Source organism: Streptomyces lushanensis, from assembly GCF_001700515.1.
Taxonomy (GTDB): domain Bacteria; phylum Actinomycetota; class Actinomycetes; order Streptomycetales; family Streptomycetaceae; genus Streptomyces; species Streptomyces lushanensis.
This window is the reverse complement of record NZ_MAUD01000124.1, coordinates 19,498-43,805: the sequence shown is the minus strand read 5'-3', so window position 1 is coordinate 43,805 and position 24,308 is coordinate 19,498. Positions and strand designations below refer to the sequence as shown.

Annotated in this window: 25 protein-coding genes; 13 read left to right on the top strand and 12 right to left on the bottom strand. The window is 71.2% G+C overall.

All coding sequences use genetic code 11. The features are described from left to right. Nucleotides 1-40: 40 nt before the first annotated feature. Nucleotides 41-706, top strand: coding sequence for a hypothetical protein (locus BFF77_RS11570; protein ID WP_066947340.1), 666 nt, complete (start codon nucleotides 41-43; stop codon nucleotides 704-706). A gap of 143 nt (nucleotides 707-849) precedes the next feature. Here BFF77_RS11570 and BFF77_RS11565 read toward each other — a convergent pair whose 3' ends face one another. From BFF77_RS11565 to BFF77_RS11555, 3 genes are all read right to left on the bottom strand, one after another. Beyond that, nucleotides 850-2,010: an Mrp/NBP35 family ATP-binding protein gene (locus BFF77_RS11565; RefSeq protein WP_066947337.1), complete on the bottom strand. Its 1,161-nt coding sequence runs from the start codon at nucleotides 2,008-2,010 to the stop codon at nucleotides 850-852. 189 nt (nucleotides 2,011-2,199) lie between these two features. After that, entirely contained in the window at nucleotides 2,200-2,739 is a 540-nt protein-coding gene (locus BFF77_RS11560) for a DUF1003 domain-containing protein (RefSeq protein ID WP_066947448.1), read from the bottom strand. Between the two features lie 52 nt (nucleotides 2,740-2,791). Continuing rightward, the gene (locus BFF77_RS11555; protein ID WP_066947334.1) at nucleotides 2,792-4,075 is read right to left on the bottom strand and encodes a magnesium transporter MgtE N-terminal domain-containing protein; all 1,284 of its coding nucleotides are present in this window, start codon (nucleotides 4,073-4,075) and stop codon (nucleotides 2,792-2,794) included. 215 nt (nucleotides 4,076-4,290) lie between these two features. Between BFF77_RS11555 and BFF77_RS11550 the strand changes: the two genes are divergently transcribed. After that, a complete protein-coding gene (locus BFF77_RS11550; RefSeq protein WP_245703365.1) occupies nucleotides 4,291-5,070 on the top strand; it encodes a hypothetical protein in 780 nt (259 codons plus the stop codon). 103 nt (nucleotides 5,071-5,173) lie between these two features. On the opposite strand, the gene BFF77_RS11545 is transcribed toward BFF77_RS11550, so the two are convergent. Together BFF77_RS11545 and BFF77_RS11540 are read right to left on the bottom strand one after the other, a co-directional pair. After that, the gene (locus tag BFF77_RS11545) at nucleotides 5,174-5,689 is read right to left on the bottom strand and encodes a hypothetical protein (RefSeq protein WP_066947328.1); all 516 of its coding nucleotides are present in this window, start codon (nucleotides 5,687-5,689) and stop codon (nucleotides 5,174-5,176) included. A gap of 89 nt (nucleotides 5,690-5,778) precedes the next feature. Beyond that, the gene (locus BFF77_RS11540; RefSeq protein ID WP_066947325.1) at nucleotides 5,779-6,903 is read right to left on the bottom strand and encodes a magnesium and cobalt transport protein CorA; all 1,125 of its coding nucleotides are present in this window, start codon (nucleotides 6,901-6,903) and stop codon (nucleotides 5,779-5,781) included. 435 nt (nucleotides 6,904-7,338) lie between these two features. Here BFF77_RS11540 and BFF77_RS11535 point away from each other — a divergent pair, with 435 nt between their 5' ends. The 3 genes from BFF77_RS11535 (at nucleotide 7,339) to BFF77_RS11525 (ending at nucleotide 9,768) form a co-directional block, all read left to right on the top strand. Next, nucleotides 7,339-7,983, top strand: coding sequence for a suppressor of fused domain protein (locus BFF77_RS11535; RefSeq protein ID WP_066947322.1), 645 nt, complete (start codon nucleotides 7,339-7,341; stop codon nucleotides 7,981-7,983). Nucleotides 7,984-8,148: 165 nt separating this feature from the next. Continuing rightward, a complete protein-coding gene (locus BFF77_RS11530; protein WP_066947321.1) occupies nucleotides 8,149-8,787 on the top strand; it encodes a DUF6758 family protein in 639 nt (212 codons plus the stop codon). A 90-nt stretch (nucleotides 8,788-8,877) separates the two neighbouring features. Continuing rightward, on the top strand, nucleotides 8,878-9,768 hold the full coding sequence (locus BFF77_RS11525; RefSeq protein WP_066947320.1) for a PHP domain-containing protein: 891 nt from the start codon (nucleotides 8,878-8,880) through the stop codon (nucleotides 9,766-9,768). 43 nt (nucleotides 9,769-9,811) lie between these two features. Here the strand turns inward: BFF77_RS11525 and BFF77_RS35575 are convergent, their stop codons facing one another. Beyond that, nucleotides 9,812-9,964 (bottom strand): hypothetical protein, encoded by a 153-nt coding sequence (locus BFF77_RS35575; protein ID WP_169922652.1) that lies wholly within the window; start codon nucleotides 9,962-9,964, stop codon nucleotides 9,812-9,814. Between the two features lie 190 nt (nucleotides 9,965-10,154). Here BFF77_RS35575 and BFF77_RS11520 point away from each other — a divergent pair, with 190 nt between their 5' ends. After that, on the top strand, nucleotides 10,155-11,084 hold the full coding sequence (locus BFF77_RS11520) for an NYN domain-containing protein (RefSeq protein WP_066947319.1): 930 nt from the start codon (nucleotides 10,155-10,157) through the stop codon (nucleotides 11,082-11,084). Between the two features lie 156 nt (nucleotides 11,085-11,240). Here BFF77_RS11520 and BFF77_RS11515 read toward each other — a convergent pair whose 3' ends face one another. After that, a complete protein-coding gene (locus BFF77_RS11515) occupies nucleotides 11,241-12,092 on the bottom strand; it encodes an alpha/beta fold hydrolase (RefSeq protein WP_066947316.1) in 852 nt (283 codons plus the stop codon). A gap of 240 nt (nucleotides 12,093-12,332) precedes the next feature. Beyond that, the gene (locus tag BFF77_RS11510) at nucleotides 12,333-14,276 is read right to left on the bottom strand and encodes a DEAD/DEAH box helicase (protein ID WP_066947313.1); all 1,944 of its coding nucleotides are present in this window, start codon (nucleotides 14,274-14,276) and stop codon (nucleotides 12,333-12,335) included. Nucleotides 14,277-14,833: 557 nt separating this feature from the next. Here BFF77_RS11510 and BFF77_RS11505 point away from each other — a divergent pair. Beyond that, a complete protein-coding gene (locus tag BFF77_RS11505; RefSeq protein ID WP_066947306.1) occupies nucleotides 14,834-15,580 on the top strand; it encodes a ferritin-like fold-containing protein in 747 nt (248 codons plus the stop codon). 20 nt (nucleotides 15,581-15,600) lie between these two features. Here the strand turns inward: BFF77_RS11505 and BFF77_RS11500 are convergent, their stop codons facing one another. From BFF77_RS11500 to BFF77_RS11485, 4 genes are all read right to left on the bottom strand, one after another. Continuing rightward, nucleotides 15,601-15,867 (bottom strand): hypothetical protein, encoded by a 267-nt coding sequence (locus BFF77_RS11500; protein WP_066947304.1) that lies wholly within the window; start codon nucleotides 15,865-15,867, stop codon nucleotides 15,601-15,603. 216 nt (nucleotides 15,868-16,083) lie between these two features. After that, a complete protein-coding gene (locus BFF77_RS11495; RefSeq protein ID WP_066947302.1) occupies nucleotides 16,084-16,311 on the bottom strand; it encodes a DUF3107 domain-containing protein in 228 nt (75 codons plus the stop codon). A gap of 133 nt (nucleotides 16,312-16,444) precedes the next feature. Then, entirely contained in the window at nucleotides 16,445-17,086 is a 642-nt protein-coding gene (locus tag BFF77_RS11490; RefSeq protein WP_066947300.1) for a TetR/AcrR family transcriptional regulator, read from the bottom strand. A gap of 155 nt (nucleotides 17,087-17,241) precedes the next feature. Then, complete coding sequence (locus BFF77_RS11485; protein ID WP_066947298.1) at nucleotides 17,242-17,478, bottom strand: hypothetical protein; 237 nt, start codon at nucleotides 17,476-17,478, stop codon at nucleotides 17,242-17,244. A gap of 176 nt (nucleotides 17,479-17,654) precedes the next feature. On the opposite strand from BFF77_RS11485, the gene BFF77_RS11480 reads away from it, so the two are divergent. From BFF77_RS11480 to BFF77_RS11460, 6 genes are all read left to right on the top strand, one after another. Continuing rightward, nucleotides 17,655-18,686 (top strand): alpha/beta fold hydrolase, encoded by a 1,032-nt coding sequence (locus BFF77_RS11480; RefSeq protein WP_066947295.1) that lies wholly within the window; start codon nucleotides 17,655-17,657, stop codon nucleotides 18,684-18,686. A gap of 8 nt (nucleotides 18,687-18,694) precedes the next feature. Continuing rightward, on the top strand, nucleotides 18,695-20,203 hold the full coding sequence (locus tag BFF77_RS11475; RefSeq protein ID WP_066947291.1) for a DUF3152 domain-containing protein: 1,509 nt from the start codon (nucleotides 18,695-18,697) through the stop codon (nucleotides 20,201-20,203). 56 nt (nucleotides 20,204-20,259) lie between these two features. Next, on the top strand, nucleotides 20,260-20,358 hold the full coding sequence (locus BFF77_RS37895; RefSeq protein WP_342671226.1) for an Ms4533A family Cys-rich leader peptide: 99 nt from the start codon (nucleotides 20,260-20,262) through the stop codon (nucleotides 20,356-20,358). Between the two features lie 208 nt (nucleotides 20,359-20,566). After that, entirely contained in the window at nucleotides 20,567-22,291 is a 1,725-nt protein-coding gene (locus BFF77_RS11470; protein WP_066947288.1) for an ABC transporter substrate-binding protein, read from the top strand. Then, nucleotides 22,288-23,319: an ABC transporter permease gene (locus tag BFF77_RS11465; RefSeq protein ID WP_079125046.1), complete on the top strand. Its 1,032-nt coding sequence runs from the start codon at nucleotides 22,288-22,290 to the stop codon at nucleotides 23,317-23,319. Before BFF77_RS11470 ends, BFF77_RS11465 begins: the two co-directional genes overlap by 4 nt. Further along, a complete protein-coding gene (locus BFF77_RS11460) occupies nucleotides 23,316-24,305 on the top strand; it encodes an ABC transporter permease (RefSeq protein WP_066947285.1) in 990 nt (329 codons plus the stop codon). Before BFF77_RS11465 ends, BFF77_RS11460 begins: the two co-directional genes overlap by 4 nt. Nucleotides 24,306-24,308 lie beyond the last annotated feature (3 nt).

Below are 24,308 nucleotides of genomic sequence, written 5' to 3'. Positions count from 1 at the left end.
GGCCGCTGCGGACGCGAGAGATCGAGGAGGCGCCGGCCAGATGGAGACGACGAGCCGGACAGAGGCGCGGAGTGCCAGTTCACCCACCGCCGGGGGAGCGCCGGTGCTCGCGCGCCGTACGGTCGCGGAGTATCTGCGCGCCCCGTTCCCGTGGTACGGACTGGACGACGCGTTCACCGGGCCGCGCTGGCTGATGCAGGTCGGAGCCACGGCCGACGGCACCGTACGGCACGGCTCGACCGGCCACGGTGAGGAGCCGTCGATAAGGCCGGATCCCGCCTCCGTGGACCAGGAGCGCTTCGCCGTGGTGATCACGGTGGCCATCAGCCCCGAGCGGCGCAGCGGTGACGGCAGCGGCCATCTCGACGCGACCACGGCCTCCTCGGCCGCCTGGCTGGCCGGCTCGGGCCTGCTCTCCGCGACCTGGCCGCCGCAGCTCGACCACGCGCTGCGCGACGACTGGCTGAACCAGCAGACGGAAGCGGCCTTCGAGCTGGCGGACGATCTGGAAGGGCCCGCCTGGTCGGTGCTCTCACTGCCGGTCGACGGCGTGCCGACGCCCTTCCACTACCGCGAGTCCGAGTTCGGCTGGGTACTGGCCGGGACGACGAGCGGCGATGTGCACCTCGGGGCCTACGGCCGCGGGATGAGCGCGTACGGCCTCGGCTTCTCGGTGATCGAGGACATCCGCTCGTACGACTCGTAGGGCCCCGCACGGCCCGTGGGGAGCCGCCTCGGGGCAGAGTGCGTAAGGGGCGACCGCAATGGCGGTCGCCCCTTACGCATCCCCGCACAGGCACACGCCCGTGCGGGGGGTGCACGCGCGCGTACGGGCGGCCCGTACGGGCCTCAGAACTTGTTGCGCGGGGTGATGCCCAGCGACATGCCCGCCAGACCGCGCTGCCTGCCGCCCAGCTTGCCCGCGATCTCGCGCAGGGCCGTCGCCGCCGGGGAGTCGGGATCGGACAGGACGATCGGCTTGCCCTCGTCGCCGCCCTCCCGCAGCCGTACGTCGATGGGGATCGCGCCCAGCACCGGCACCGTCGCGCCCGTGGTCCTCGTCAGCCCCTCGGCGACCATCCTGCCGCCGCCCGTGCCGAAGACGTCGATCATCTCGTCGCAGTGCGGACAGGGCAGGCCCGACATGTTCTCGACCACGCCGACGATCTTCTGATGGGTCTGCACGGCGATGGAGCCGGCCCGCTCCGCGACCTCCGCCGCGGCCTGCTGCGGGGTCGTGACCACGAGGATCTCCGCGTTCGGCACCAACTGCGCCACCGAGATCGCGATGTCGCCGGTGCCCGGCGGCAGGTCGAGCAGCAGCACATCCAGATCGCCCCAGTACACATCCGCGAGGAACTGCTGGAGCGCGCGGTGCAGCATCGGTCCGCGCCACACCACGGGCGAGTTGCCAGGGGTGAACATACCGATGGAGATCACCTTCACACCGTTCGCCGACGGCGGCATGATCATGTTCTCGACCTGGGTGGGCCGGCCCTCGGTGCCCAGCATCCGCGGCACGCTGTGGCCGTAGATGTCCGCGTCGACCACTCCGACCTTCAGTCCGTCGGCCGCCATCGCCGCGGCCAGATTGACCGTCACCGAGGACTTGCCGACGCCGCCCTTGCCCGATGCCACCGCGTACACCCTGGTCAGCGAGCCGGGCTTGGCGAACGGCACCTCACGCTCCGCGGTGCCGCCGCGCAGCGACGCCGCCAGCTCACGCCGCTGCCCGTCGCTCATCACATCGAGCGTGACCGCGACCCGGGTGACGCCCTCGACCCGCGCGACCGCCTCCGTGACGCTCCGGGTGATCGTGTCGCGCATCGGGCAGCCGGACACCGTGAGATACACCGTGACAGCCACCACGCCGTCCGCGCCGATCTCCACGGATTTGACCATCCCCAGATCGGTGATGGGCCGGTGGATCTCGGGGTCGTTCACCGTCGCCAGCGCGGCGCGCACCGCGTCCTCCGCGGGGACGGCGGTTCCGTACGTGTCGGTAGCCATACCCAGATGGTACGGCGCCCGGCGCCGCCCCGGGAAAGGCTGTCGGCCGTCCGGCGGCGTCCGGCGGTGTCCACGGATGTCCGCCGGCGTACGGAGGCCCCCGGAAGGGTCCGGCGGCGTCCGGGGCGGTGCCCGTCTGTGTCTGTCCGTCTGCGGGTCTGTGGGCCTGTGGGCCTGTCTGTGGGGCTGTCAGTGGTCGGAGTCCTCGCGGCCGTGGACGGTCTCGGCAGGGAACACCACCCGGTGTTCCACCATGTCCCGCACCAGGTCCTGGAGTTCGGACCGGATCCAGTCGCGTGTGGCGACCTCGCCGAGGCCTATCCGCAGCGCCGCGATCTCACGGGTCAGATACTCCGTGTCGGCGATGGAGCGCTCGTTCTGCTTGCGTTCCTGCTCATGGGTGACCCGGTCGCGGTCGTCCTGGCGGTTCTGCGCCAGCAGGATCAGCGGCGCGGCGTACGAGGCCTGGAGGGAGAGCATCAGCGTCAGGAAGATGAAGGGATACGGGTCCCAGCGCAGCCAGACCGGGGCGGTGATGTTCCAGACGAGCCACAGGACGATGATCAGCGTCATCCACACGATGAAGCGGCCCGTGCCCAGGAAGCGGGCGATCCGCTCCGAGAGCACGCCGAACGCCTCGGGATCGTAGTCGGGCAGCAGCTTGCGGCGCGGTGGCAGCGGCTGGTCGAGACGGTTCCGGCTGCCGCGGGTCAGCGCCGTCGACCCCATGCCGGGCACGGCCCTCGCCCGCTCCCGGCCGCCGTCCCTGTCCGTACGATGGTCACTCACCACGGCCCACCGCCTCCTCCTCCAGGCCGTGGTAGTCCGTCTCGCGCCAGTCGTCCGGCAGCATGTGGTCGAGCACGTCGTCGACGGTCACCGCGCCGAGCAGTGAGCCGCTGTCGTCCACCACCGGCGCCGAGACCATGTTGTACGCGGCGAGGAAGCTGGTGATCGAGGAGAGCGGCGTCTGCGGGTGCAGCGGCGGCAGATCGTTGTCCACGATCGAGCTGACCAGGGTGTACGGCGGCTCCCGCAGCAGCCGCTGGAAGTGGACCGTGCCCAGATATCTGCCCGTCGGCGTCTCGTCGGGCGGCCGGCACACATAGACCTGTGCGGCGAGCGAGGGGGAGAGGTCCTGCTGCCGTACCCGGGCCAGCGCGTCGGCGACCGTCGCGTCCGGCCGCAGCACGATCGGGTCGGTCGTCATCAGACCGCCCGCGGTCCGCTCCTCGTACGACATCAGACGCCGGACGTCCGCCGCGTCGTCCGGCCGCATCAGTGTCAGCAGCCGCTCCTTGTCCACGTCGGGCAGCTCGGAGAGCAGATCGGCCGCGTCGTCCGGGTCCATCGCCTCCAGCACATCGGCCGCGCGCTCCTCCTCCAGCTTGCCGAGGATCTCCACCTGGTCGTCCTCGGGAAGCTCCTCCATCACATCCGCGAGACGGTCGTCGTCCAGCGCCGCGGCCACCTCGGCCCGCCGCTTCGGTGTGAGGTGGTGCAGCGCGTTGGCGAGATCGGCCGGGCGCAGCCGCTCGAAGGTGGCGACGAGATTCTCCGCGCCCTGCCCCTCCTCCTCCAGCGAGAAACCGGTGACCGCCGACCACTCGACGGTCAGCGCCTCACCGCGCCGCCGCAGCGCGCCGCCCTTCCTGCCGCGCCGTACATAGACCTTGTCGATCTCCCAGTCGCGGCGGGCCGGGAGCTGGCGGATCGCCACATCGAGGACGGTCACCTCCTCGCCGCTCTCCACCAGCCGCACCCGGCGGTCCAGCAGCTCGCCGAGCACCAGCCGCTCCGTCGGGCGCTGCTCGAAGCGCCGTACGTTCAGCACACCGGTGGTGATCACCTGGCCCGACTCGATACCGGTGACGCGGGTCATGGGCAGAAAGATCCGGCGCCGGGTGAGCGCCTCGACGACCAGACCGAGCAGCCGTGGCGGCCGGCGGCCGACCCGCAGCACGGCGACCAGATCGCGGACCCGGCCCACCTGGTCGCCGCTGGGATCGAAGACCGGCGCACCGGCCAGATGCGAGACGAAGATCCGAGGAGCGCCAGCGGCCATCGCGCGCCTCCCTGTCCCTGAGCGCCTGTCCCTGAATGTCCTTCTATCCAGCGTGATAACGGGTTCAGGCTAGCCCGTACCGGTGCGGTACGCCCTGGTGGAACGGTCCGTACGGCGTGCGTACGGCGGCGGCCCGGCTCTCTGTCGAGCCGTGCGGACAGCCCGGGTACGCTGCGGTCTGCCAGCCGCCACCGCGTATGAGAGGCAGTGTGTCTGTGTCCCTTCTCCTGTCGTCCGGCCGTGTCCGCCGGGCCGCACTCCCCGTCGCGCTCTGCGTGGGGCTGGCCGCCGCAGTGACGGCGTGCGGTGAGGATCCGGACAAGGGAACGAACGGTGTCGGGAAGCTCACCGCCACCGAGATCGAGAGAAAGGCACAGTCGGCGGCGGACGGCGCGAGCGCGGTCCGGCTCTCCGGCTCGCTGGTGAGCAACGGGGAGACCTACAAGCTCAACATGCAGCTCAAGGCGGACGGCGGTATCGGTTCGGTCATCTCCAAGGACAGCACCTTCCAGCTCCTGCGGATCGAGGACGAGCTGTATCTGAAGGCCGACGCCGGATTCTGGAGCCATGCGGACGAGGACGGCGACAGCGGCGCGAGCGCGGAGCCCAGCGAGGCGGACTCCGCGGTCGCGGACAAGCTGCGGGACAAGTATGTGAAGGTCCCGGAGGACGATCCGTCGTACAAGCAGCTCAGCGGCTTCACGGACAAGAATGTGCTGCTCGACGGGATACTGACGCTGCACGGCAAGCTGACCAAGGGCGACCGCGACCGGATCGGCGGCCTGCGGACCATCAAGGTCAACGGCGGTGAGGGCGACGGCGGGACGCTGGACGTCTCGCTGGAGGGCGTGCCGTATCCGCTGCAACTGGTGCGCGCGGGCGGCGCCGGGACGGTCACGCTCTCCGACTGGGGCAAGGACTTCGTGCTGGAGGCGCCGACGAAGGGTGAGACCGTCGACTACGGCAGCCGCCTGCCGGAGGCCGAGGACCAGTGACGGCCGGGACGGGACAGCGCGGGGCCGCCCGCCGCGGCCGTCCGGCCGCTCCCCGTCCTCGGCCGCCCCGTTCCGAGTCGCCCCGGCCTCGGTCGTCTCGTCCTCAGCCGTCGGACGGGCGGTTCTTCCTCAGGAGCAGCCGCCCGAGTGAGGTCCGTACGGGCTGACGAGTTGTCGCCACCGTGGGCAGCGGCGCGGCGGCCTGTGAGTCCGAGGACAGATCGGTGGTCATGTCCTGCGGTGTCAGCCGCAGCACCCGGCACTCACGCGCCCAGCGCTCCGGCATCTCCTCCGCGTCCGGCGCGTTGAGCCGCTTGCCCTTGAGCTCGGCGACGGCCGTCTCCCAGTCCGCCGAGCGCGGGGGCAGCTCGGTGACGGCCGCGGTCCAGACGACCAGCCGGCCGCCCTTGTCCTTGCTGCGCACGGTCACCTCGGCGGTGGAGCCGTCGGAGAGCCCCGGCAGCGGCTGCTCGCCGGGGCCGTCCCCGACCAGATAGGTGGCGCCTTCATGCCAGATGTGCCACAGCGCGCGAGCGGGACCCGGGCCCCGTACCCAGACGAGGGCGGACTTCTTGGTGGCCTCCTCGACAAGCGCCTGGCCGAGCTGCGGATCCGTCATGCCCCGCAGCTTAACGGCCGCCGCGGACACCCGGCCGTACACCGCCGGACAGGGCCCCGGGACGCGGCCGTGACGGTGGAAACGGCACCCTAGAGCCAGCCGTTGCGCTTGAGCGTGCGGTGGATCGTCACACAGACGACCGCGATCGCGCCGAGCACCATCGGATAGCCGAACTTCCAGTGCAGCTCCGGCATGTGATCGAAGTTCATGCCGTAGATCCCGCAGATGGCCGTCGGCACGGCGATGATGGCCGCCCATGAGGTGATCTTGCGCATGTCCTCGTTCTGCGCGACGGTCGCCTGCGCCAGATTCGCCTGGAGGATCGAGTTCAGCAGTTCGTCGAAGCCGATGACCTGCTCGTGCACCTGCGCGAGATGGTCGGCGACATCCCGGAAGTACTTCTGGATGTCCGGGTCCACCAGCCGCATCGGCCGCTCGCTCAGAAGCTGCATCGGCCGCAGCAGCGGCGAGGCGGCCCGCTTGAACTCCAGTACCTCGCGCTTGAGCTGATAGATCCGCCCGGCGTCGGAGCCGCGCGGACTGCCCTTCGCGGGCGCGGAGAAGACATCGATCTCGACCTCGTCGATGTCGTCCTGCACGGCCGCCGCCACCGCGATGTATCCGTCGACCACATGGTCGGCGATGGAGTGCAGCACGGCCGAGGGCCCTTTGGCCAGCAACTCCTCGTCCTCCTCAAGACGGTGGCGCAGGGCACGCAGGGAGCCCTTGCCGCCGTGCCGGACGGTGATGACGAAGTCCCGTCCGGTGAAGCACATGACCTCACCGGTCTCCACGACCTCGCTGGTCGCGGTCAGTTCGGTGTGCTCGACGTAGTGGATCGTCTTGAAGACCGTGAACAGGGTGTCGTCGTACCGCTCCAGCTTGGGCCGCTGATGCGCGTGCACCGCGTCCTCGACCGCCAGCGGATGGAGCCCGAACTCGGCCGCGATACCGGCGAATTCCTCCTCGGTCGGCTCATGGAGGCCGATCCAGGCGAAGCCGCCGCCGTCCCGTACCCGCAGCATCGCCTCGTGAGGCGTGACACACGGGTCCTCCATCACCCGCCGGCCCTTGCGGTAGACCGCGCAGTCGACCACCGCGCTCGACTCGGACGGGTCACGGGTGGCGTCGTACGAGTCGTACTTGCCGTAGGCGGCGGTGCTCTTGCGCAGGGCCGGGCGGACCGCTGCGCGCAGGTCTCGGATCATCGACATGGCGGGCTCCTTCACGGAGAGGCCGTCGGGCGAGGTGGCACAGCCCGGAATGGGGACGTGGTGCGTACGTCCGCAAAGCGGGCGGCACCGCGGGGTCGCGGTGACGGCGTTCGCTACAGACAGGCGGAAAACACAGAGAAGAAAGACGTGCTCTTCCGTCGTGCGAAGTGCCGTGCCCTGAAGGGCTGAGGCCTCAGATCCCCGGGACCCGGGTCACCGGGGCAGGAGCGGGGCGGAAGAGCGGCTGGTACTGGCCGGGTGACTTCGATCCACCGCAGCCCCACCTCCTCCGGCCGGTCCCCCGTGGGGGATGACGTGATGTCGGGACTGGAGAGCGACGCTTCTGCGCACTGTCCCGACCGGCGGCCAAGACTATCAGCAGACAGACGTCAATCCCTTCCACTGCCCGATTCCCACGGGATCTATGCTCGCCGGATGGGAGAAATTCTTGCTCTGGTGGAGGCCCGGTTGCGCATGGCGCTGGGCGAACCGGACGCGCGGGCCTCGGTGACCTTCCTGGGGACGGACCGTATCGAGGTGCTGCGGTTCCAGGACTCCCGGAGCGTTTCCCCGGACGGCGGTCCCGGCTGGGGCGGCGGCTCCGCGGGCGGCCCGGACGCGGTGGTGAGGTATGTCACCCTCGGGATGTCGGCGCACCCGATGGCGGACCCGTCGGCGCTGCTCGCCGATCCGGTGCGGGGGCCCCGGGCGGAGCTGATCCTCACCGTACGGGCGGGGCTCGCCGAGACCGACCAGGTGCTGCGTCCGCTGGCCACACTCGCCGCGTCTCCGCAGGTCGAGGGCGTGATCGTGGCCTCGGGCGGCTCGCTGGACCTCGGTGCGCCGCTCTGGCCGGGCGCGCCGTTCCACTCGGTACTGGTCGGGGAGTCCGGCGGACTGGTGGCGGACCTGGAACTGGACGCTCCGCTGGAGCCGGTGCGTTTTCTGCCGCTGCTGCCGATGACACCGAACGAGGCGGCGTGGAAACGGGTCAGGGGCGCGCAGGACCTCCAGGAACGCTGGCTGGCCAACGGCACGGATCTGCGCGATCCCCTGCGACGCTCGGTGGCCCTGGACTGACCGTCGGTGTCCGACTCGGCATCGCCGGTATCGGGCCGGCCTGATCCCGGCGGACCGGTCCCTCGCGGAACACGCTTGTTCAGTTCTGCTCAGTTCCCGGGCGACTCCCGCCGGAAGGGTGATCGTCCTTGACGCGGCGTCGGCCGGGGAGGACCGTGGGGCGCTATGAGGGGCGAACCCAGTTGCCCGAAGTGCGGTGGCCGGGTCAGGGCGCCCGGTCTTTTCGCCGACTCCTGGCAGTGTGATGTGCACGGCACCGTGCATCCGCTCCAGCCCGTGATACCGCCCAGCGTCGAGGCCCTCGGTGTCGTGGTGCACCGCGCCCGGGTCCCGGTCTGGATGCCCTGGCCGCTGCCCGTCGGCTGGCTGTACACCGGAGTGGCGTACGCGGGCGACGACCGCAGCGGAGGCCGTGCCACCGCCGTCGCCTGCTCGGGGCCGGGTCCGCTCGGCGGCACGGGCGAGCTGCTGCTGATCGCGGAGGAGCTGGGGGTCGGGCTGGGAGCCCGTTACGCGGGGATCGACGGCCCCGATCCCGGGCCGCACATCGGGGTCGACAAACCTCCGCAGGCCAAGCTGCTCGCCGCGGGCCGGCCCACCCCGCTCTGGCATGTCGCCCAGGCTCCGGACGACCGGGCGGTCTTCGCGGGCGAGGCGCTCGGACTGTGGCTGTGGGCGATCGTCTGGCCGGAGCAGTCGGGACTGCTGCTCTACGACGAACTGGTGCTGACCGATCTGCGGGACGCGGGCGCCGAGGTGGACCTGCTGCCCTGCGGCGCGCTGTCGCCGCGACTGCTGTCCTGACGGCGTCCGGGCCGTTCGGATCTCCCGTTATCCTTGAACGTCCCCGTCCGCGAACGCTTTTGTCCGCCCCGAGCTCCCGGAGCACGCGTCGTGCGCATCGATCTGCACACCCACTCCACCGCCTCGGACGGTACGGACACCCCCGCCGAGCTGGTCCGCAACGCGGCCGCCGCCGGGCTCGACGTCGTCGCCCTGACCGACCACGACTCCACGCGCGGCCACGCCGAGGCGATCGCCGCGCTCGCGGATCTCGACCGTGACCTGACGCTGGTGACCGGCGCGGAGCTGTCCTGCCGGCTCGACGGGATCAGCCTGCACATGCTCGCCTATCTCTTCGACCCGAACGAGCCCGAGCTGCTGCGCGAGCGCGAGCTCGTACGGGACGACCGGGTGCCCCGGGCGCGGACGATGGTCGGCAAGCTCCAGGAGCTGGGCGTTCCGATCACCTGGGAGCGGGTGGCCAGGATCGCGGGCGACGCCTCCCTCGGACGTCCGCACATCGCCACGGCCCTCGTCGAACTCGGTGTCGTCGAGACGGTGTCCGACGCCTTCACACCCGAGTGGCTGGCCAACGGCGGACGTGCCTACGCCGAGAAGCACGAACTCGATCCGTTCGAGGCGATCCGCCTGGTCAAGGCCGCGGGCGGAGTCACCGTGTTCGCCCATCCGCAGGCCGTCAAGCGCGGCGCGGTCGTGCCCGACTCGGCGGTCGCGCGGTTCGCCGCCGCCGGTCTCGACGGTATCGAGGTCGACCACGCCGACCACGACGCACCGACGCGGGCCCGGCTGCGCGGCCGGGCCGCCGGACTCGGGCTGCTGGTCACCGGCTCCAGCGACTACCACGGCAGCCGGAAGTCCGTGGCCCTCGGCGCGTGCACGACCGATCCGGAGATCTACGAAGAGATCGTCCGGCGCGCCTCGGGCGCGTTTCCGGTGCCGGACAGGGCTTGGACCACACAGGCAGCGCCCCCGTACGAGTGATCCGTACAGGGGCGCTTCGTCTGCGATGTGGTGAGGTGAGCGGTTATGAGGCCGTGTCTTCGGCCGGACGGATATAGATCCGCTGGCCCATCGCGGCGGCTTGCTGCACGATGCGGTTGACGGAGGCGGCGTCCACGACGGTGCTGTCCACGGCGGTGCCGTCGACGTCGTCGAGTCGCATGATTTCGAAGCGCACAGGCTTCTCCCTTCGTCTGATCCTCCTGCTGGAGAACTGTGGGTGACGGGACGTCCGTCGGTCGTTACGTGATCGGTGTTACGTGTAGCTTCAACGGGTTGCCCTCTGCAAATATTCCCTAGGCTAAGGAAATTCTCTGGGACGCTGACTACTGGCGGGTACGGTGTCGTCCACAGAGAATGAAACGCGTATGAACGAGGCAGAGATCAACCCACAGACCAGCGAGACCAGCGAGATCACCGAGGTCGCCGCCCGCCTGGAGCGGACCAACGAGCTGCTCCAGCGCATGCTCGCCGAGGTCGCCAAGACCCCGTCCACGCATGCCATCTTCGTGGACGCCGGTTACGTCTATGCTGCGGCCGGGTTGCTTGTGGCGGGTACCGAGGACCGGCGTGCCTTCGATCTCGACGCCGAGGGTCTGATCGAGGCCTTCATCGACAAGGCCCGGATCATCTTCGCCGACAGCAGACTGCTCCGTGTCTACTGGTACGACGGCGCCAGGCGGCGGATCCACACGCCCGAGCAGCAGTCCATCGCGGAGCTGCCCGACGTCAAGGTCAGACTCGGCAATCTCAACGCCAACAACCAGCAGAAGGGCGTCGACTCCCTGATCCGTACGGATCTGGAATCGCTCGCCCGGCACCGCGCGATCAGCGACGCGGCCCTGGTGGGCGGTGACGAGGACCTGGTGTCCGCGGTCGAGGCGGCGCAGGGCTACGGCGCCCGGGTCCATCTCTGGGGCATGGAGGCCGGCGAGGGGCGCAACCAGGCCGAGCCGCTGCTGTGGGAGGTCGACAGCCAGCGCACCTTCGACCTGGAGTTCTGCAAGCCGTATGTCACCCGGCGCCCGGTCACGACGTACGAGCACGAGGGCGAGCCGCCGCCCTCCCGGGACCAGGTGCGCTTCATCGGCGCGCAGATCGCCGCGACCTGGCTGGCGGAGCGCGGCCGGGAGGCGATGGGCGAGCTGCTGCCGGGCCATCCGTATCTGCCGGGCCCGGTGGACCAGGATCTGCTGATCGAGGCGGAGAGGCTGCTCCAGCGGTCGCTGCGGGGCCACGCGATGCTGCGGCGGTCGCTGCGGGACGGCTTCTGGCAGCACCTCCAGTCGCAGTACTGACCCAGTCGCAGTACTGACCCGAGCGGTCACGGCCCGAGCCGTACGGCCCGAGCCGTACGGCCCGAGCTTGTACCGCCGAGCCGTATCGCCCGGTGCACGGGCCGGCCCGAGCGGCGGCGCTCGGGTCATGGCCGTCCGGCCGTCCGTCTCCGTCCCTCAGTAGTGGCCGTCCCAGAAGTCCGTCAGCGCGGCGGCGGTCTCCAGCGGGCGGTCGGTGTTGGGCGAGTGCTGCGCGCCCGCGATCACGGTCCTGCGCGCCTTGAGCCGCTCCGCCATCGCGTCGAGCAGCGGCAGCGGCCAGGTGTCGTCGCGCTCGCCGGACACCACGTGCTTGGGCAGCCGCTGTACGGCGGCCAGCTCGTCCACCCGGTCGGGCTCCACGGAGAGCTGCCGCCCGGTGGCGATGAGCTGCGCCGGACTGGTCCGCAGCCAGCGCCTGCGCAGATCCTCGCCGTCGACCGGTGTCACGTCGTCGTCGACGGGTGCGTCCATCATGCGCATGGCCTCCCAGACCTGGGCCATGGTCATGGTCGCGAGCGCGTCGCCGAGCATCTTCACCCGCTCCTGCTGGGCCGGGGCGACCTGCGCGGGCCCCGAGGACATCAGGGTCAGCGAGAGGAAGGGGCTCCGGTCGAGCAGCACGGCGGCGCGGGCGATCTGCCCGCCGAGCGAGTGTCCGAGCAGATGGACGGGGGTGCCGATCGCCTCCGCCTGCGCCAGCACGTCGGCGGCCAGCTCGCCCTGCGCGTAGGCCTCCGGGGTGTCCGGTCCCTCGGTCTCGTACTGCCCGCGGCCGTCCACGGCGAGGGCGCGATAGCCCGCCTCGGCGAACGGTTCGAGCAGGGAGACGAAGTCCTCCTTGCTGCCGGTGTACCCGGGCAGCAGAAGCACGGTTGCCTGTGGCTCACCCGTGGGCCTGCTGTCGAGCACGGCGAACCGGCCGCGACGGGTCGACAGACTGCGGGCACGGGCGCAGGAGGGCGGGGTGAAACTGGACGGCCGACTCATGCGACGAAGATTAGTGCCCCTCCCGGCAACCGTTCCCCCCGTCTCGGCGCCGGCAAGCGCGCCCGTCGCGCCGGCCAAAAGCCCAGGCAGTCCCGCCGCAGGGGCATCCGGCCGCCTCGCGGTCACACGCGCGGGACGCCGTTCCTCGGCGGGCGGAGGACGCCGGTCCCGGAGCCGCGCACCGGGATACGCCGATGGCCCGGCACCCTGGGGCGTCGGGCCATCGGCGAAGTCCGTGGGTCAGCTCTCGGTCGTGGCCACGGTCGGAGCGGTCGTGCCGGTCGTCGTACGGGTACGGCGGCGGCGCGGCTTGGGCACCGCGTCCCCCTCCGATGCCTCGGCGCTCTCCGCCGCCGGGTCCGCCGCCTCGGCGACGGGCTTGGCGACGCGAGTGCGCCGACGGGGCTTGGGCTCCGCCACGGAGACCTCGGCCGGGTCGGCCACCGCCACCGTCTCCGCCGTGACGGCGGCCTCGGCGGCGGGCTTGGCGACCCGGGTCCGTCTGCGCGGCTTGGTCTCGGCGACAGCCACGGCGGTGTCGGCGGTGTCGACGGCCACCGCCACGGCGGCCTCGACCGTCTCGACCGCTATGGCCGCTTCCGCGGCGGGCTTGGCGGCCCGGGTACGGCGGCGGCGCGGCTTGGAAGCCGCCTCGGCCTCGGCCTCCGGCTGCTCGGGTGCCACCACCGGCTCCACGGCCATCGGTGTCTCCACCGTCTCCAGGACCGGGGCCTCGGCCCCGGACGCCACGGCACCGGCGCGGGTACGACGGCGACGGCGCGGCGTGCGCGGCTCGGCCGCCGGCTGCTCCGTGGTCCCGCTCCCGCTCTCCGGCACGTCGACCGGAACGGCCGTCTGGAACTGCGGCTCGGCCGCCGTCCCGTCCAGCACGGTCCCGCCACGGGTGCGGCGCCGCTGGCGCGGGGTGCGCGTACGGGCCGGGCGCTCTTCCCGTACCGCCGTCGTGGCCGCCGACTTGCGGCCACGGCCGCCCGTCTCGCCCAGGTCCTCGACCTGCTCGGCCGACAGACCCGCGCGGGTGCGCTCCGCCCTCGGCAGCACGCCCTTGGTCCCCGCCGGGATGTTCAGCTCCTCGAACAGGTGCGGTGACGTGGAGTAGGTCTCCGGCGGGTCCGGGAAGCCCAGGTCGAGCGCCTTGTTGATGAGCTGCCAGCGCGGGATGTCGTCCCAGTCGACCAGCGTGACGGCCGTGCCGGACGCGCCCGCGCGGCCGGTACGGCCGATGCGGTGGAGGTAGGTCTTCTCCTCCTCCGGCGACTGGTAGTTGATGACATGCGTCACGCCTTCGACATCGATACCGCGCGCGGCGACATCGGTGCAGACCAGGACGTCCACCTTGCCGTTGCGGAACGCGCGCAGCGCCTGTTCACGGGCGCCCTGGCCGAGGTCGCCGTGGACCGCGCCGGAGGCGAAGCCGCGCTGGGCGAGCTGGTCGGCGATATCGGCGGCCGTGCGCTTCGTACGGCAGAAGATCATCGCCAGTCCGCGGCCCTCGGCCTGGAGGATGCGCGCGACCAGTTCCGGCTTGTCCATGGAGTGGGCGCGGTAGACACGCTGGGTCGTGTTGGCGACGGTCGCGCCCTCGTCGTCCGGCGAGGTGGCGCTGATGTGCGTGGGCTGCGACATGTAACGGCGGGCGAGACCGATGACCGCGCCCGGCATGGTCGCGGAGAACAGCATGGTCTGCCGCTTGGGCGGCAGCAGCTGGATGATCTTCTCGACGTCCGGCAGGAAGCCCAGGTCGAGCATCTCGTCGGCCTCGTCCAGCACGAGCGCGCGCACATGCGAGAGGTCGAGCTTCTTCTGGCCCGCCAGATCGAGGAGCCGGCCCGGAGTGCCGACAATCACATCGACACCCTTCTTGAGGGCCTCGACCTGGGGCTCGTAGGCCCGGCCGCCGTAGATCGCCAGGACGCGGACGTTGCGCACCTTGCCGGCCGTCAGCAGGTCGTTGGTGACCTGCGTGCACAGCTCGCGGGTGGGAACGACGACGAGCGCCTGCGGGGCGTTGGTGAGCTTCTCCGGTCCGGCCCGGCCGGACTCGACGTCCGCGGGGACCGTGACGCGCTCAAGGAGCGGCAGACCGAACCCGAGCGTCTTGCCCGTGCCGGTCTTGGCCTGTCCGATGACGTCCTTGCCGGAAAGCGCGACCGGGAGCGTCATCTCTTGGATGGGGAACGGAGACAGGATGCCGACGGCTTCTAGTGCCTCGGCCGTCTCGGGGAGGATTCCGAGTTCTCGGAAAGTCGTAGTCAGGGTGCTGCCTCTTCTGTGAGACGCGGCGCGAGGCGAACGCTGGGGGTCGTACCGCACCTGGGTACTCGGCCGGCCGTGGGTTGGCCGGATGGTGCGGGACCACTGCCGTCGCTCGAGCGCTCGTGCCGCTGAGGGGGCCCCTCATCTGCGGTCGTACGCGGTTGTGCGTACGATTCGCGTGGAGGGCGGTCGGGTCGGAGCCGATCGGGCCACCGACCGGGCATCCTCATGGGGCCTGTCCGGGATAGAGTCCCCGGACAAAACACTGCGAAATACTGCAAAACGCTGCCAGAACACTGCGAAACACTGCCAGATACCGCGAGGGCCCGCCAGAACACCAGCGGGCTCTTTATCACTGTACCCCGGAATCGCGCATGTGTGTTGGGCGAATTCGTCGGATCGGTGTGACGACAGTGTCTGACCAGGCCCTTCCCGGGTGGGAAGAGCGGGCTATTGTGCCGTCCATGGAGACGCCCGACAACGCCACCGCACCCGCACCAGCAGCCGAGGGACCCACTGGGATCGCCGCCCAGGGCTGGGACACGGCCGCCGCCGAGCCGCAGTACCGCGCCGCGGTCGTGGATCTGCTCGGCGCGCTCGCCTACGGCGAGCTGGCGGCCTTCGAGCGGCTCGCCGAGGACGCCAAACTGGCACCCACCCTCGCCGACAAGGCCGCGCTGGCGAAGATGGCCGCCGCCGAGTTCCACCACTTCGAGCAGCTGAACGAGCGGCTGCGCGCGATCGACGCCGAGCCGACCGGAGCGATGGAGCCCTTCGCGAAGGCGCTCGACGACTTCCACCGCCTGACCGCCCCGTCCGACTGGCTGGAGGGCCTGGTCAAGGCGTATGTCGGCGACTCGATCGCCAGCGACTTCTACCGAGAGGTGGCCGCGCGTCTCGACACGGACACCCGCTCGCTGGTCCTGGCCGTGCTGGACGACACGGGGCACGGCAACTTCGCCGTGGAGAAGGTGCGCGCCGCGATCGAGGCGGAGCCCCGTGTCGGCGGACGCCTCGCGCTCTGGGCACGCCGGCTGATGGGTGAGGCACTCTCGCAGGCGCAGCGGGTGGTGGCGGAGCGTGACGCGCTCTCCACGATGCTGGTCGGCGGAGTGGCGGACGGGTTCGATCTCGCGGAGGTCGGCCGGATGTTCTCCCGGATCACCGAGGCGCACACCAAGCGGATGGCGGCGCTGGGGCTGGCGGCCTGAGACCGCGACCGGGCCGTGCGTCAGGACGGCATGGCCCGGTGCAGCCGGCCCGTGGGCCGGACCAGCAGCGACAGCAGCACCGCGGCCACCAGCAGCGCGCCGGCGAGCGTCGCCAGCACATGGCCGGGGCCGAGCGCCATGTACGTCAGATAGGCGCCGAAGAGGGCGCCGAGCGGACCCGCGGTGAAGACCGTCCGGTACGACGGCAGCCGGTGCGACAGCAGTTGGGCCGCGGCCCCCGAGAGACCGAGCCCGAGCAGGGCCGATCCCAGAGTTACCCAGATCACTGCCGATCACCTCACTGCACACGATGGACACCGCGGTCCGGACCTTTCGGCCCAGCACGTCACTACCCGGAGTGCGCGGAACGCAACCCTCCCCGGATCGCCCGGACACGATCAATCGCGGACTGCCATGTGGCCCACGGACGGGGGCGCGGCGGCGGCGAACAGGATGGCCCGGCGGAAGTCCCGCCGGGCCATCCCGATGTCGGTGAATCAGGGCTAGAGCGCGCCGAACCCGACCCGTCGTGTCGTCGGCTCGCCGATCTCCACGTACGCGATCCGCTCGGCCGGTACGAGGACCCTGCGTCCCTTGTCGTCCGTGAGGCTGAGCAGCTGCGCCTTGCCGGCCAGCGCGTCGGCAACGGCGCGTTCGACCTCCTCGGCGGACTGCCCGCTCTCCAGAACGATCTCCCGGGGCGCGTGCTGCACGCCGATCTTGACCTCCACGGCTATGTCCCTCCGAACGGTCGGTGCGGTGCGCGGTCAGCCGCGCAGTACGCACCACACATTAGCCCGGAGAGACCACCGGAAATCCACCCGGAAGTCACCGCGGTGCACGCCGGCAGCGAACACGCGCCGCTCAGTGCTGCTCACCGCCGTGCAGCGGGAATCCCGCGATACCGCGCCAGGCCAGTGAGGTCAGCAGTCTGACCGCCTCGTCGCGGGGGATGGCCGACTCGCTGGAGAGCCAGTAGCGGGCCACCACCTGGGAGACTCCGCCGAGGCCCACGGCCAGCAGCATGGACTCGTCCCTGGACAGCCCGGTGTCCTCGGCGATCACCTCGGAGATCGCCTCCGCGCACTGGAGGGCGACGCGGTCGACGCGCTCGCGCACCGCCGGCTCGTTCGTCAGATCCGACTCGAAGACCAGACGGAACGCGCCGCCCTCGTCCTCGACGTAGGCGAAGTACGCGTCCATCGTCGCCTCGACGCGCAGTTTGTTGTCGGTGGTCGAGGCGAGTGCTGTACGGACCGCCTGGAGGAGGGCCTCGCAGTGCTGGTCGAGCAGGGCGAGATACAGCTCCAGCTTGCCGGGGAAGTGCTGGTAGAGGACGGGCTTGCTGACTCCGGCCCGCTCGGCGATGTCGTCCATCGCCGCCGCGTGGTAGCCCTGCGCGACGAAGACTTCCTGTGCCGCGCCCAGCAGCTGATTGCGTCGGGCGCGACGCGGCAGGCGCGTGCCTCGCGGGCGCGCCGCCTCGGTCTGCTCCATGGCTGTCACGCCGCCTCCCAAAGATCGTGCCGTGCGCGCGGTGCGCAGCCCCGCCATCGTACTTTTGGGTAACGGGGCTGTGCGCGGCGCGGACCGCAGAATTTCACGGACCGGGACGTCCGCGGTAGCCGGGCGTCCGACCAGGCTCTTCACGGCCGCGCCGGTCAGCGGTAGCCGTCCTCGTCCTCGTCCAGATCGACCGCGCGCGCCTGTTCCGCGGCGTCGCCCTCACTCACCGTGGCCGGGTCGACATGGGTCAGGGGTTCGTCGCCGTGGTGCCGTACCTCGGTGTGCTGTTCCGCGGCGTCGGCCTCCGGCGTCTCCTCGTCCAGTTCGAGGGCGCCTTGTTCCCCGGAGCCTTCGGTCTCGAAGGTGTCGGGATCCGTGGGGTCCACCGGCATACCGTGCCTTCTCTCCTCGCCGCGCGGCACCGCGGAGAGCCGGGGCCGTCCGCGGCAGGAGGGGCCGGGCGCGCGCCCCTCACCCCTGAAGCGTAGAAGCCTCCGATGCCGGACGCCATGCGGCCTGTGACGGCGAACACATAATCCCGGACGTGATCGTCTCGTAACATTGCCGCATGTCTTCGACAGAGCTGCCGGAAACCTTCGCCGCCGCCCTGGCGCCGAAGGTGAGTCCCGTCCGGGTCGCGGAGGGGGAGACGCTCCGCTCCGTCACACTGCCCGGACTCTCCCTGACGGTACGGGGGCGGCCCGCGACGCGTACGGACGCGCCGCCCGCGCTGTATGTGCACGGGCTCGGCGGCTCCTCGCAGAACTGGTCGGCGCTGATGTCGCTGCTGGCGGACCTGGTCGACGGCGAGGCCGTCGACCTGCCCGGCTTCGGTGACTCGCCGCCGCCGGACGACGGCAACTACTCGGTCACCGGCCATGCCCGTGCGGTGATCCGGCTGCTGGACGCGGACGGGCGCGGTCCCGTGCATCTCTTCGGCAACTCGCTGGGCGGCTCCGTCGCCACCCGCGTCGCGGCGGTCCGGCCCGATCTGGTGCGGACACTGACGCTGGTCTCACCGGCGCTGCCGGAGATCCGCGTACAGCGCACCGCGGTGCCCACCGCGCTGCTCGCGCTGCCCGGGGCGGCCGGGCTGTTCGGCAGGATGACCCGGGAGTGGACGGCGGAGCAGCGCACGCGCGGAGTGATGGCGCTCTGTTACGGAGATCCCTCCGTGGTCACCGACGACGAACTGCGCGAAGCGGTCGAGGAGATGGAGCGCCGGCTTCAACTCCCTTATTTCTGGGACGCGATGGCCCGTTCCGCACGCGGTATCGTCAACGCGTACACCTTGGGCGGTCAGCACGCGCTGTGGCGGCAGGCCGAGCGGGTACTGGCGCCGACACTGCTCGTCTACGGCGGGCGGGATCAGCTCGTTTCGTACCGTATGGCACGGAAAGCGGCGGTGGCTTTCCGTGATTCCCGGCTCCTTACGCTCCCTGACGCCGGGCACGTTGCCATGATGGAGTACCCGCGGGAGGTCGCACGGGCCGCCCGGGAGCTCATCACCCATGGCGACACCGCTGACATCACCGACACCGCTGACATCACCGACAAAACCGGCACCGCCGATACTGCCGACATCACTGACAGGAGCTGATCCGGGGCGTGGGACGACACAGCCGCAGAGGCCCCGCACCTCAGGGCTCCCCGAGCCCGGCCGGTGTCGTGCCGGCCGACGCCGATCAGGCTCCGGAAGGCCCCGGCGGGGGCCGGCGCCGGCGCACGGGAGCCGACCGGGAACAGGATCAGGACCAGCGTCAGCAGCGCGCGGACGCCGCGTACGGCACGCCCGCCCATGGCACTCCGCTGTACGGGACTCCCGCGCAGGGCGTGCCCAAGGTGCGCGGCGGCCACCCCGAGCAGCGTGAGCCCGGCGGCGGCTGGGGTTCCGGACAGCGCTACGGCGACTGGCAGGGCGCGGCCCAGGGCGCCGCGGCGCCGCCGCGCAGGGCCGGCGGACCGGTGACCGCCGCGCGCGGCGGCACGGCCCTCGGCGCGGGAGCGCCCGGAACCGCCGCTCCCGGGGCGGGAGTCCCCGGGAGGACCAGGCCGGCAACGGCGCCGCCCGGCCCGGGAGCGCCGCTGATCCCGGGCCCGCGACGCGAGTTCGTCGACGCCTTCGACGCCGACGCCTTCGACGCCCCGCGCCCCCGTACCGGCCCGCGCGGCAGCGCACCGCTCGCGCCCGCGCCGTCCCCCGCCACCACCGGCGGGCGTGACGGCGACGACGGCGCGGACCCGGCCGCCGGCACGGGCGAGGACACACCGGGCGATCCCGGCGCCGACCGGCCCGCCAGAGGCGGCAAGGGCCGCGCCCTCACCGGTATCGCCGCAGCGGCCGTGACCACCGTGCTCGCGGTCGTCGTGACCGGACAGGTCACCGGTGGCGCGGAGCCCTCCGGCGCGCGGCCCGCCGAGGGACTCGACCGCGGTGACGACGGGTTCGCCTCCCGCTCGGACGGCCGCGCCGCGCCGTCCTCCGGGAAGCCGGTGGAGGCGGCGCCGGCGCCGGCCACCTACGCCGAGCTGATGACCCGGCAGTTCCCGCTCGATCCCGGGCTGACGGCCTCGGGTCGGTTCACCGCCGTACCGGGCCTGGACAAGGCGCCCGGCAAGGGCCGGAAGGTCCGCTACCGCGTGGACGTCGAGGACGGACTCGGCCTGGACGGAAAGCTCTTCGCGGACGCGGTCCAGAAGACCCTCAACGACGACCGGAGCTGGGCGCACAACGGGGCCATGACCTTCGAGCGGATCTCCGGCGGCGGCCCCGACTTCGTGATCACCCTGGCGAGCCCCGGCACCACGGGCGTCTGGTGCGCCAAGTCCGGTCTGGACACCACCGTCGACAACGTGTCCTGCGACTCGGCCTCCACCGACCGCGTCATGATCAACGCCTTCCGCTGGGCGCAGGGGGCGAAGACCTTCGGTGCCAAGGCGATGCTCGGCTACCGGCAGATGCTGATCAACCATGAGGTCGGGCACCGGCTCGGGTACAACCACGTGATCTGCCGCACGCCCGGAGCGCTCGCTCCCGTGATGCAGCAGCAGACGAAGTCGCTGGACATCGACGGGATCAAGTGCAGGCCCAACCCCTGGGTCTTTCCCAATGGCTGAGACGCCTGTCTCAAACGCCGTTGACATCGGCGGCGGGGTCGTTCATATTTCTCGGCATGTCCCCCCACCGCCCCGCCGACCTCGGCCGCGCCGCCATTGAGCTGGCGCTCATCGGTGTGACCGCGCTCTGCGTGGCCGACATCCACTGTCGCTGACACCTGCCCGAGCGCGTGTCGGCCGTCTTCCTCCGCCGTACATCTCCGCGCCTGGGCGTCCTTTCGTCCCTACGCAGGCGCGGCGCGGCACCACTTCCCACCCCCACCACTCTCCACCGCTGCCGTCTGCGCGGACGCCGAGCGTTCAGTGCCTTCGCTCCTGTTCCGTCCGACTTCCTCCGTGCAGCAACCGAGAGGCTTTCTTCCGATGCGTCAACCGTCCGTACACTCCCGCCGCCTGGCCGCAGCAGCCGTCAGCCTGGTCCTGGCAGCGGGCGCAGCCGCCTGCTCGGGCCCCCAGGACAACGATGCCAAGGCCTCGGCCACGGACAAGGGCAAGCCGCAGAAGGGCGGCAAGCTCACGGTGCTGAACTCCGAGCCGCAGACCGACTTCGACCCGGCACGTCTGTACACCTCGGGCGGCGGCAACGTCCCCTCGCTGGTCTTCCGTACGCTCACCACCCGCAACCGCGCGAACGGCGCGGCCGGTACGAAGGTCGTGCCCGACCTGGCCACCGACACCGGGCGTCCCAACGCGGACGCCACGGAGTGGACGTACACCCTCAAGGAGGGGCTCGAGTACGAGGACGGCACCCCGATCACCAGCGCCGACATCAAGTACGGCGTCGAGCGCTCCTTCGCCGCGGAACTCTCCGGCGGCGCGCCCTATCTGCGTGACTGGCTGGTCGGCGGCGCCGACTACCAGGGCCCGTACAAGGACCCGAAGGGCCTCGCCTCGATCGAGACGCCCGATGACCGGACCATCGTCTTCAAGCTCAGGAAGCCCGAGGGCGACTTCCCGTTCCTGGCCACCGCGACCCAGTTCGCGCCGGTGCCGAAGGCCAAGGACGACGGGGCCAAGTACGAGGAGCACCCGGTCTCCTCGGGTCCCTACAAGGTCGTCAAGAACGAGGACGACGGCCGGCATCTGCTGCTGGAGCGCAATCCGAACTGGTCGGAGAAGACCGACGACCAGCGGCACGCCTACCCGGACACCATCGAAGTGCAGTCGGGCCTCGACTCCGCGGTGATCAACCAGCGGCTGTCCACCAGCTCGGGCCCGGACGCCGCGGCCGTCACCACCGACACCAACCTCGGCCCGGCCGAACTCGCCCAGATCGGCAGCGACAAGGCGCTCGCGGCGCGCGTCGGCACCGGCCACTTCGGCTACACCAACTACCTCGCCTTCAACCCGAAGGTGAAGCCGTTCGACGACCCGAAGGTGCGTCAGGCGATCTCGTACGCCATCAACCGCACCAGTGTGATCAACGCGGCCGGCGGCTCCGCGCTCGCCGAGCCCGCCACCACCTTCCTGCCCGACCAGAAGGCTTTCGGCTACACGCCCTACGACCACTTCCCGGCCGGCCCGACGGGCGACCCGGCCAAGGCGAAGGAGCTGCTGAAGGAGGCCGGTCACGCCGACGGTCTGACCATCTCGCTGACCCACTCCACCGCGCAGAACCGGGAGACCAGCCCCGAGGTCGCCACCGCCGTCCAGGAGTCGCTCAAGCAGGCCGGGATCACGGTCAAGCTGGTGGGTCTGGAGCCCAACGCGTTCAACGAGGCACGCTGGAGCGCCACCAAGTCGCCCGGCTTCTACCTCTCCCGGTGGGGCGCGGACTGGCCGTCCGGCGGTCCCTTCCTGGCGCCGATCTTCGACGGCCGGCAGATCGTCAAGGACGGCTCCAACTTCAACCACGCGCTGTTCGACGACCCCGCGGTCAACAAGGAGATCGACGAGATCAACAAGCTGACCGATCTGGCCGCGGCGGCCGAGCGGTGGGGCGCGCTCGACAAGAAGATCGGTGAGCAGGCGCTCGACGTGCCGCTGTTCCACCCGGTCTACAAGCGGCTGTACGGCAAGGACGTCAAGAACGTCGTCATCAGCGACTGGACCGGTGTCCTCGACGTCTCGCAGGTCGCGGTCAAGTGACCACGCTTCCCGATCTGCCGGCGTCCGGGGCGAAGGCGGGTGCCGCGGTCGCGGTGCCCGCCGCCTCGGACGCCCGTCAGGCCTGGCGGCGGCTGCGCGGGCGCCGGTCGGCCGTCGTCGCCGCGGGCGTCCTCGGGCTGCTCGTGGTGCTGGCCCTCGCCGCGCCGCTGCTCGCGGCCGTCGAGGGCCAGGACGCGAACACCTACCACGACGCGCTGGTGGACTCGGCGCGTGGCGGGGTGCCGATCGGCTCGTTCGGCGGTGTCAGCGGCGACCATTGGCTGGGAGTCGAACCCGGCACCGGGCGCGACCTGTTCGTGCGGCTGCTCTACGGAGCCAGGGTCTCGCTGCTGGTCGCGGCGGGCGCCACCGTCGTCCAGGTGCTGATCGGGGTCGCGGTCGGACTGGCCTCGGGGCTGGGCAACCGGCTCCTGGACGCCGTGCTCAGCCGGTTCACCGATGTGATGATCGCGCTGCCCATGCTGGTGCTGGCCATCGCCCTGACCGCCGTCGTGCCCAACGACTTCCCGCGCCCGCTGCTGCTGATCCTGGTGATCGGACTGCTCGACTGGGGCGGTACGTCGCGGATCGTACGGGCGCAGACCCTGACCCTGAAACAGCTCGACTTCGTCGCCGCCGCGCGCCTCGCGGGTTCGGGGCGGTGGCGGGTGGCACGGCGTGAGCTGCTGCCCTCGCTCGCCGCGCCCGTCATCACCTACGCGGCGATCCTGCTGCCCATGAACATGGTGCTGGAGGCGTCGCTGTCCTTCCTCGGCGTCGGCGTCAAACCGCCGACACCGTCCTGGGGACAGATGCTGTCGAGCGCGCAGACCTGGTTCCGCGCCGATCCGATGTACGTACTGCTGCCGGCCGGGCTGCTGTTCGTGACCGTGCTCGCCTTCACCGTGCTCGGGGACGCGGTCAGGGCCGCCCTCGATCCACGGGAGGCCGGGCGGCTGCGGGTCGGGCGGCGCCGTACCTCCCGTACCCCCGCCGCCGCCGACCCGTCCAAGGACATCTCCTCATGACGCGCTATCTGCTCAAACGGCTCGGCGGCGCGGTGCTGGTCCTCCTCGTGCTCTCCGTCGTGATCTACGGGCTCTTCTATCTCGCGCCGGGCGATCCGGCCCGGCTCGCGTGCGGCGAGCGGTGCAGCACCCAGCAGGTCGCGCAGGTACGCGAGCAGCTCGGTCTGGGCGACCCGGTGTACACGCAGTACGCCCACTTCCTCCGGGGCATCGTCGCCGGGCGCGACTACTCCACCGGCACGGCCCTGCTGCACTGCGACGCGCCGTGCCTGGGCTTCTCGTACCAGACCGACCAGCAGGTCACCTCGCTGATCCTGGACCGGCTGCCCGCCACGCTCTCGCTCGCGCTGGGCGCCATGGTGATCTGGCTGGTCATCGGAGTGGGCACCGGGCTGCTCTCCGCGCTGCGGCGCGGCGGGATCACCGAGCGCGCGCTGACGGTGCTCACGCTGGCCGGCACGGGCACACCCGTCTTCATCCTCGGACTGCTGCTGCTGATGCTGGTCTGCGCGTACCTCCAGTGGCTGCCGTTCCCGACGTATGTGCCGTTCACCGACGATCCCGAGCAGTGGGCGTGGAACATGCTGCTGCCCTGGCTCACGCTGGGACTGTTCGAGAGCGCCAAATACGCGCGGCTGACGCGCAGTTCCACCCTGGAGACGCTGGCCGAGGACCATATCCGTACGTTTCGCGCGTACGGCGTCGGCGAGCGCGCGGTCGTCGGGCGGCACGCGCTGCGCGGCGCCGTACCGCCGGTCATCGCGCTCAGCGCGCTGGACTTCGGCTCGGTGATGGGCGGCGCGGTGCTCACCGAGTCCCTCTTCAACATTCCCGGGATCGGCAAGTCGCTGATCGACGGCGTGCGGGAGATCGATCTGCCCGTGGTGGTCGGGGTGGTGCTGGTGACCGGCACGGCCGTCGTGGTGGCGAACGTGGTGGCCGATCTGCTGTACGCGGCGGCCGACCGGAGGGTGGCACTCCTGTGACTC

Bases quoted from the DNA above. Each gene is read 5' to 3' on its own strand.
- BFF77_RS11470 (WP_066947288.1), top strand. From the start codon at position 20,567: ATGCGTCAACCGTCCGTACACTCCCGCCGCCTGGCCGCAGCAGCCGTC.
- BFF77_RS11560 (WP_066947448.1), bottom strand. From the start codon at position 2,739: ATGGGGTCGACGGCGCTGACCCGCGGCAGCCGGAACCGTCTCGACCAG.
- BFF77_RS11460 (WP_066947285.1), top strand. From the start codon at position 23,316: ATGACGCGCTATCTGCTCAAACGGCTCGGCGGCGCGGTGCTGGTCCTC.
- BFF77_RS11485 (WP_066947298.1), bottom strand. From the start codon at position 17,478: ATGCCGGTGGACCCCACGGATCCCGACACCTTCGAGACCGAAGGCTCC.
- BFF77_RS11545 (WP_066947328.1), bottom strand. From the start codon at position 5,689: ATGACGGATCCGCAGCTCGGCCAGGCGCTTGTCGAGGAGGCCACCAAG.
- BFF77_RS11565 (WP_066947337.1), bottom strand. From the start codon at position 2,010: ATGGCTACCGACACGTACGGAACCGCCGTCCCCGCGGAGGACGCGGTG.
- BFF77_RS11555 (WP_066947334.1), bottom strand. From the start codon at position 4,075: ATGGCCGCTGGCGCTCCTCGGATCTTCGTCTCGCATCTGGCCGGTGCG.
- BFF77_RS11535 (WP_066947322.1), top strand. From the start codon at position 7,339: ATGGGAGAAATTCTTGCTCTGGTGGAGGCCCGGTTGCGCATGGCGCTG.
- BFF77_RS11530 (WP_066947321.1), top strand. From the start codon at position 8,149: ATGAGGGGCGAACCCAGTTGCCCGAAGTGCGGTGGCCGGGTCAGGGCG.
- BFF77_RS11510 (WP_066947313.1), bottom strand. From the start codon at position 14,276: ATGACGCTCCCGGTCGCGCTTTCCGGCAAGGACGTCATCGGACAGGCC.
- BFF77_RS11515 (WP_066947316.1), bottom strand. From the start codon at position 12,092: ATGAGTCGGCCGTCCAGTTTCACCCCGCCCTCCTGCGCCCGTGCCCGC.
- BFF77_RS11520 (WP_066947319.1), top strand. From the start codon at position 10,155: ATGAACGAGGCAGAGATCAACCCACAGACCAGCGAGACCAGCGAGATC.
- BFF77_RS11570 (WP_066947340.1), top strand. From the start codon at position 41: ATGGAGACGACGAGCCGGACAGAGGCGCGGAGTGCCAGTTCACCCACC.
- BFF77_RS37895 (WP_342671226.1), top strand. From the start codon at position 20,260: ATGTCCCCCCACCGCCCCGCCGACCTCGGCCGCGCCGCCATTGAGCTG.
- BFF77_RS11505 (WP_066947306.1), top strand. From the start codon at position 14,834: ATGGAGACGCCCGACAACGCCACCGCACCCGCACCAGCAGCCGAGGGA.
- BFF77_RS11480 (WP_066947295.1), top strand. From the start codon at position 17,655: ATGTCTTCGACAGAGCTGCCGGAAACCTTCGCCGCCGCCCTGGCGCCG.
- BFF77_RS11540 (WP_066947325.1), bottom strand. From the start codon at position 6,903: ATGTCGATGATCCGAGACCTGCGCGCAGCGGTCCGCCCGGCCCTGCGC.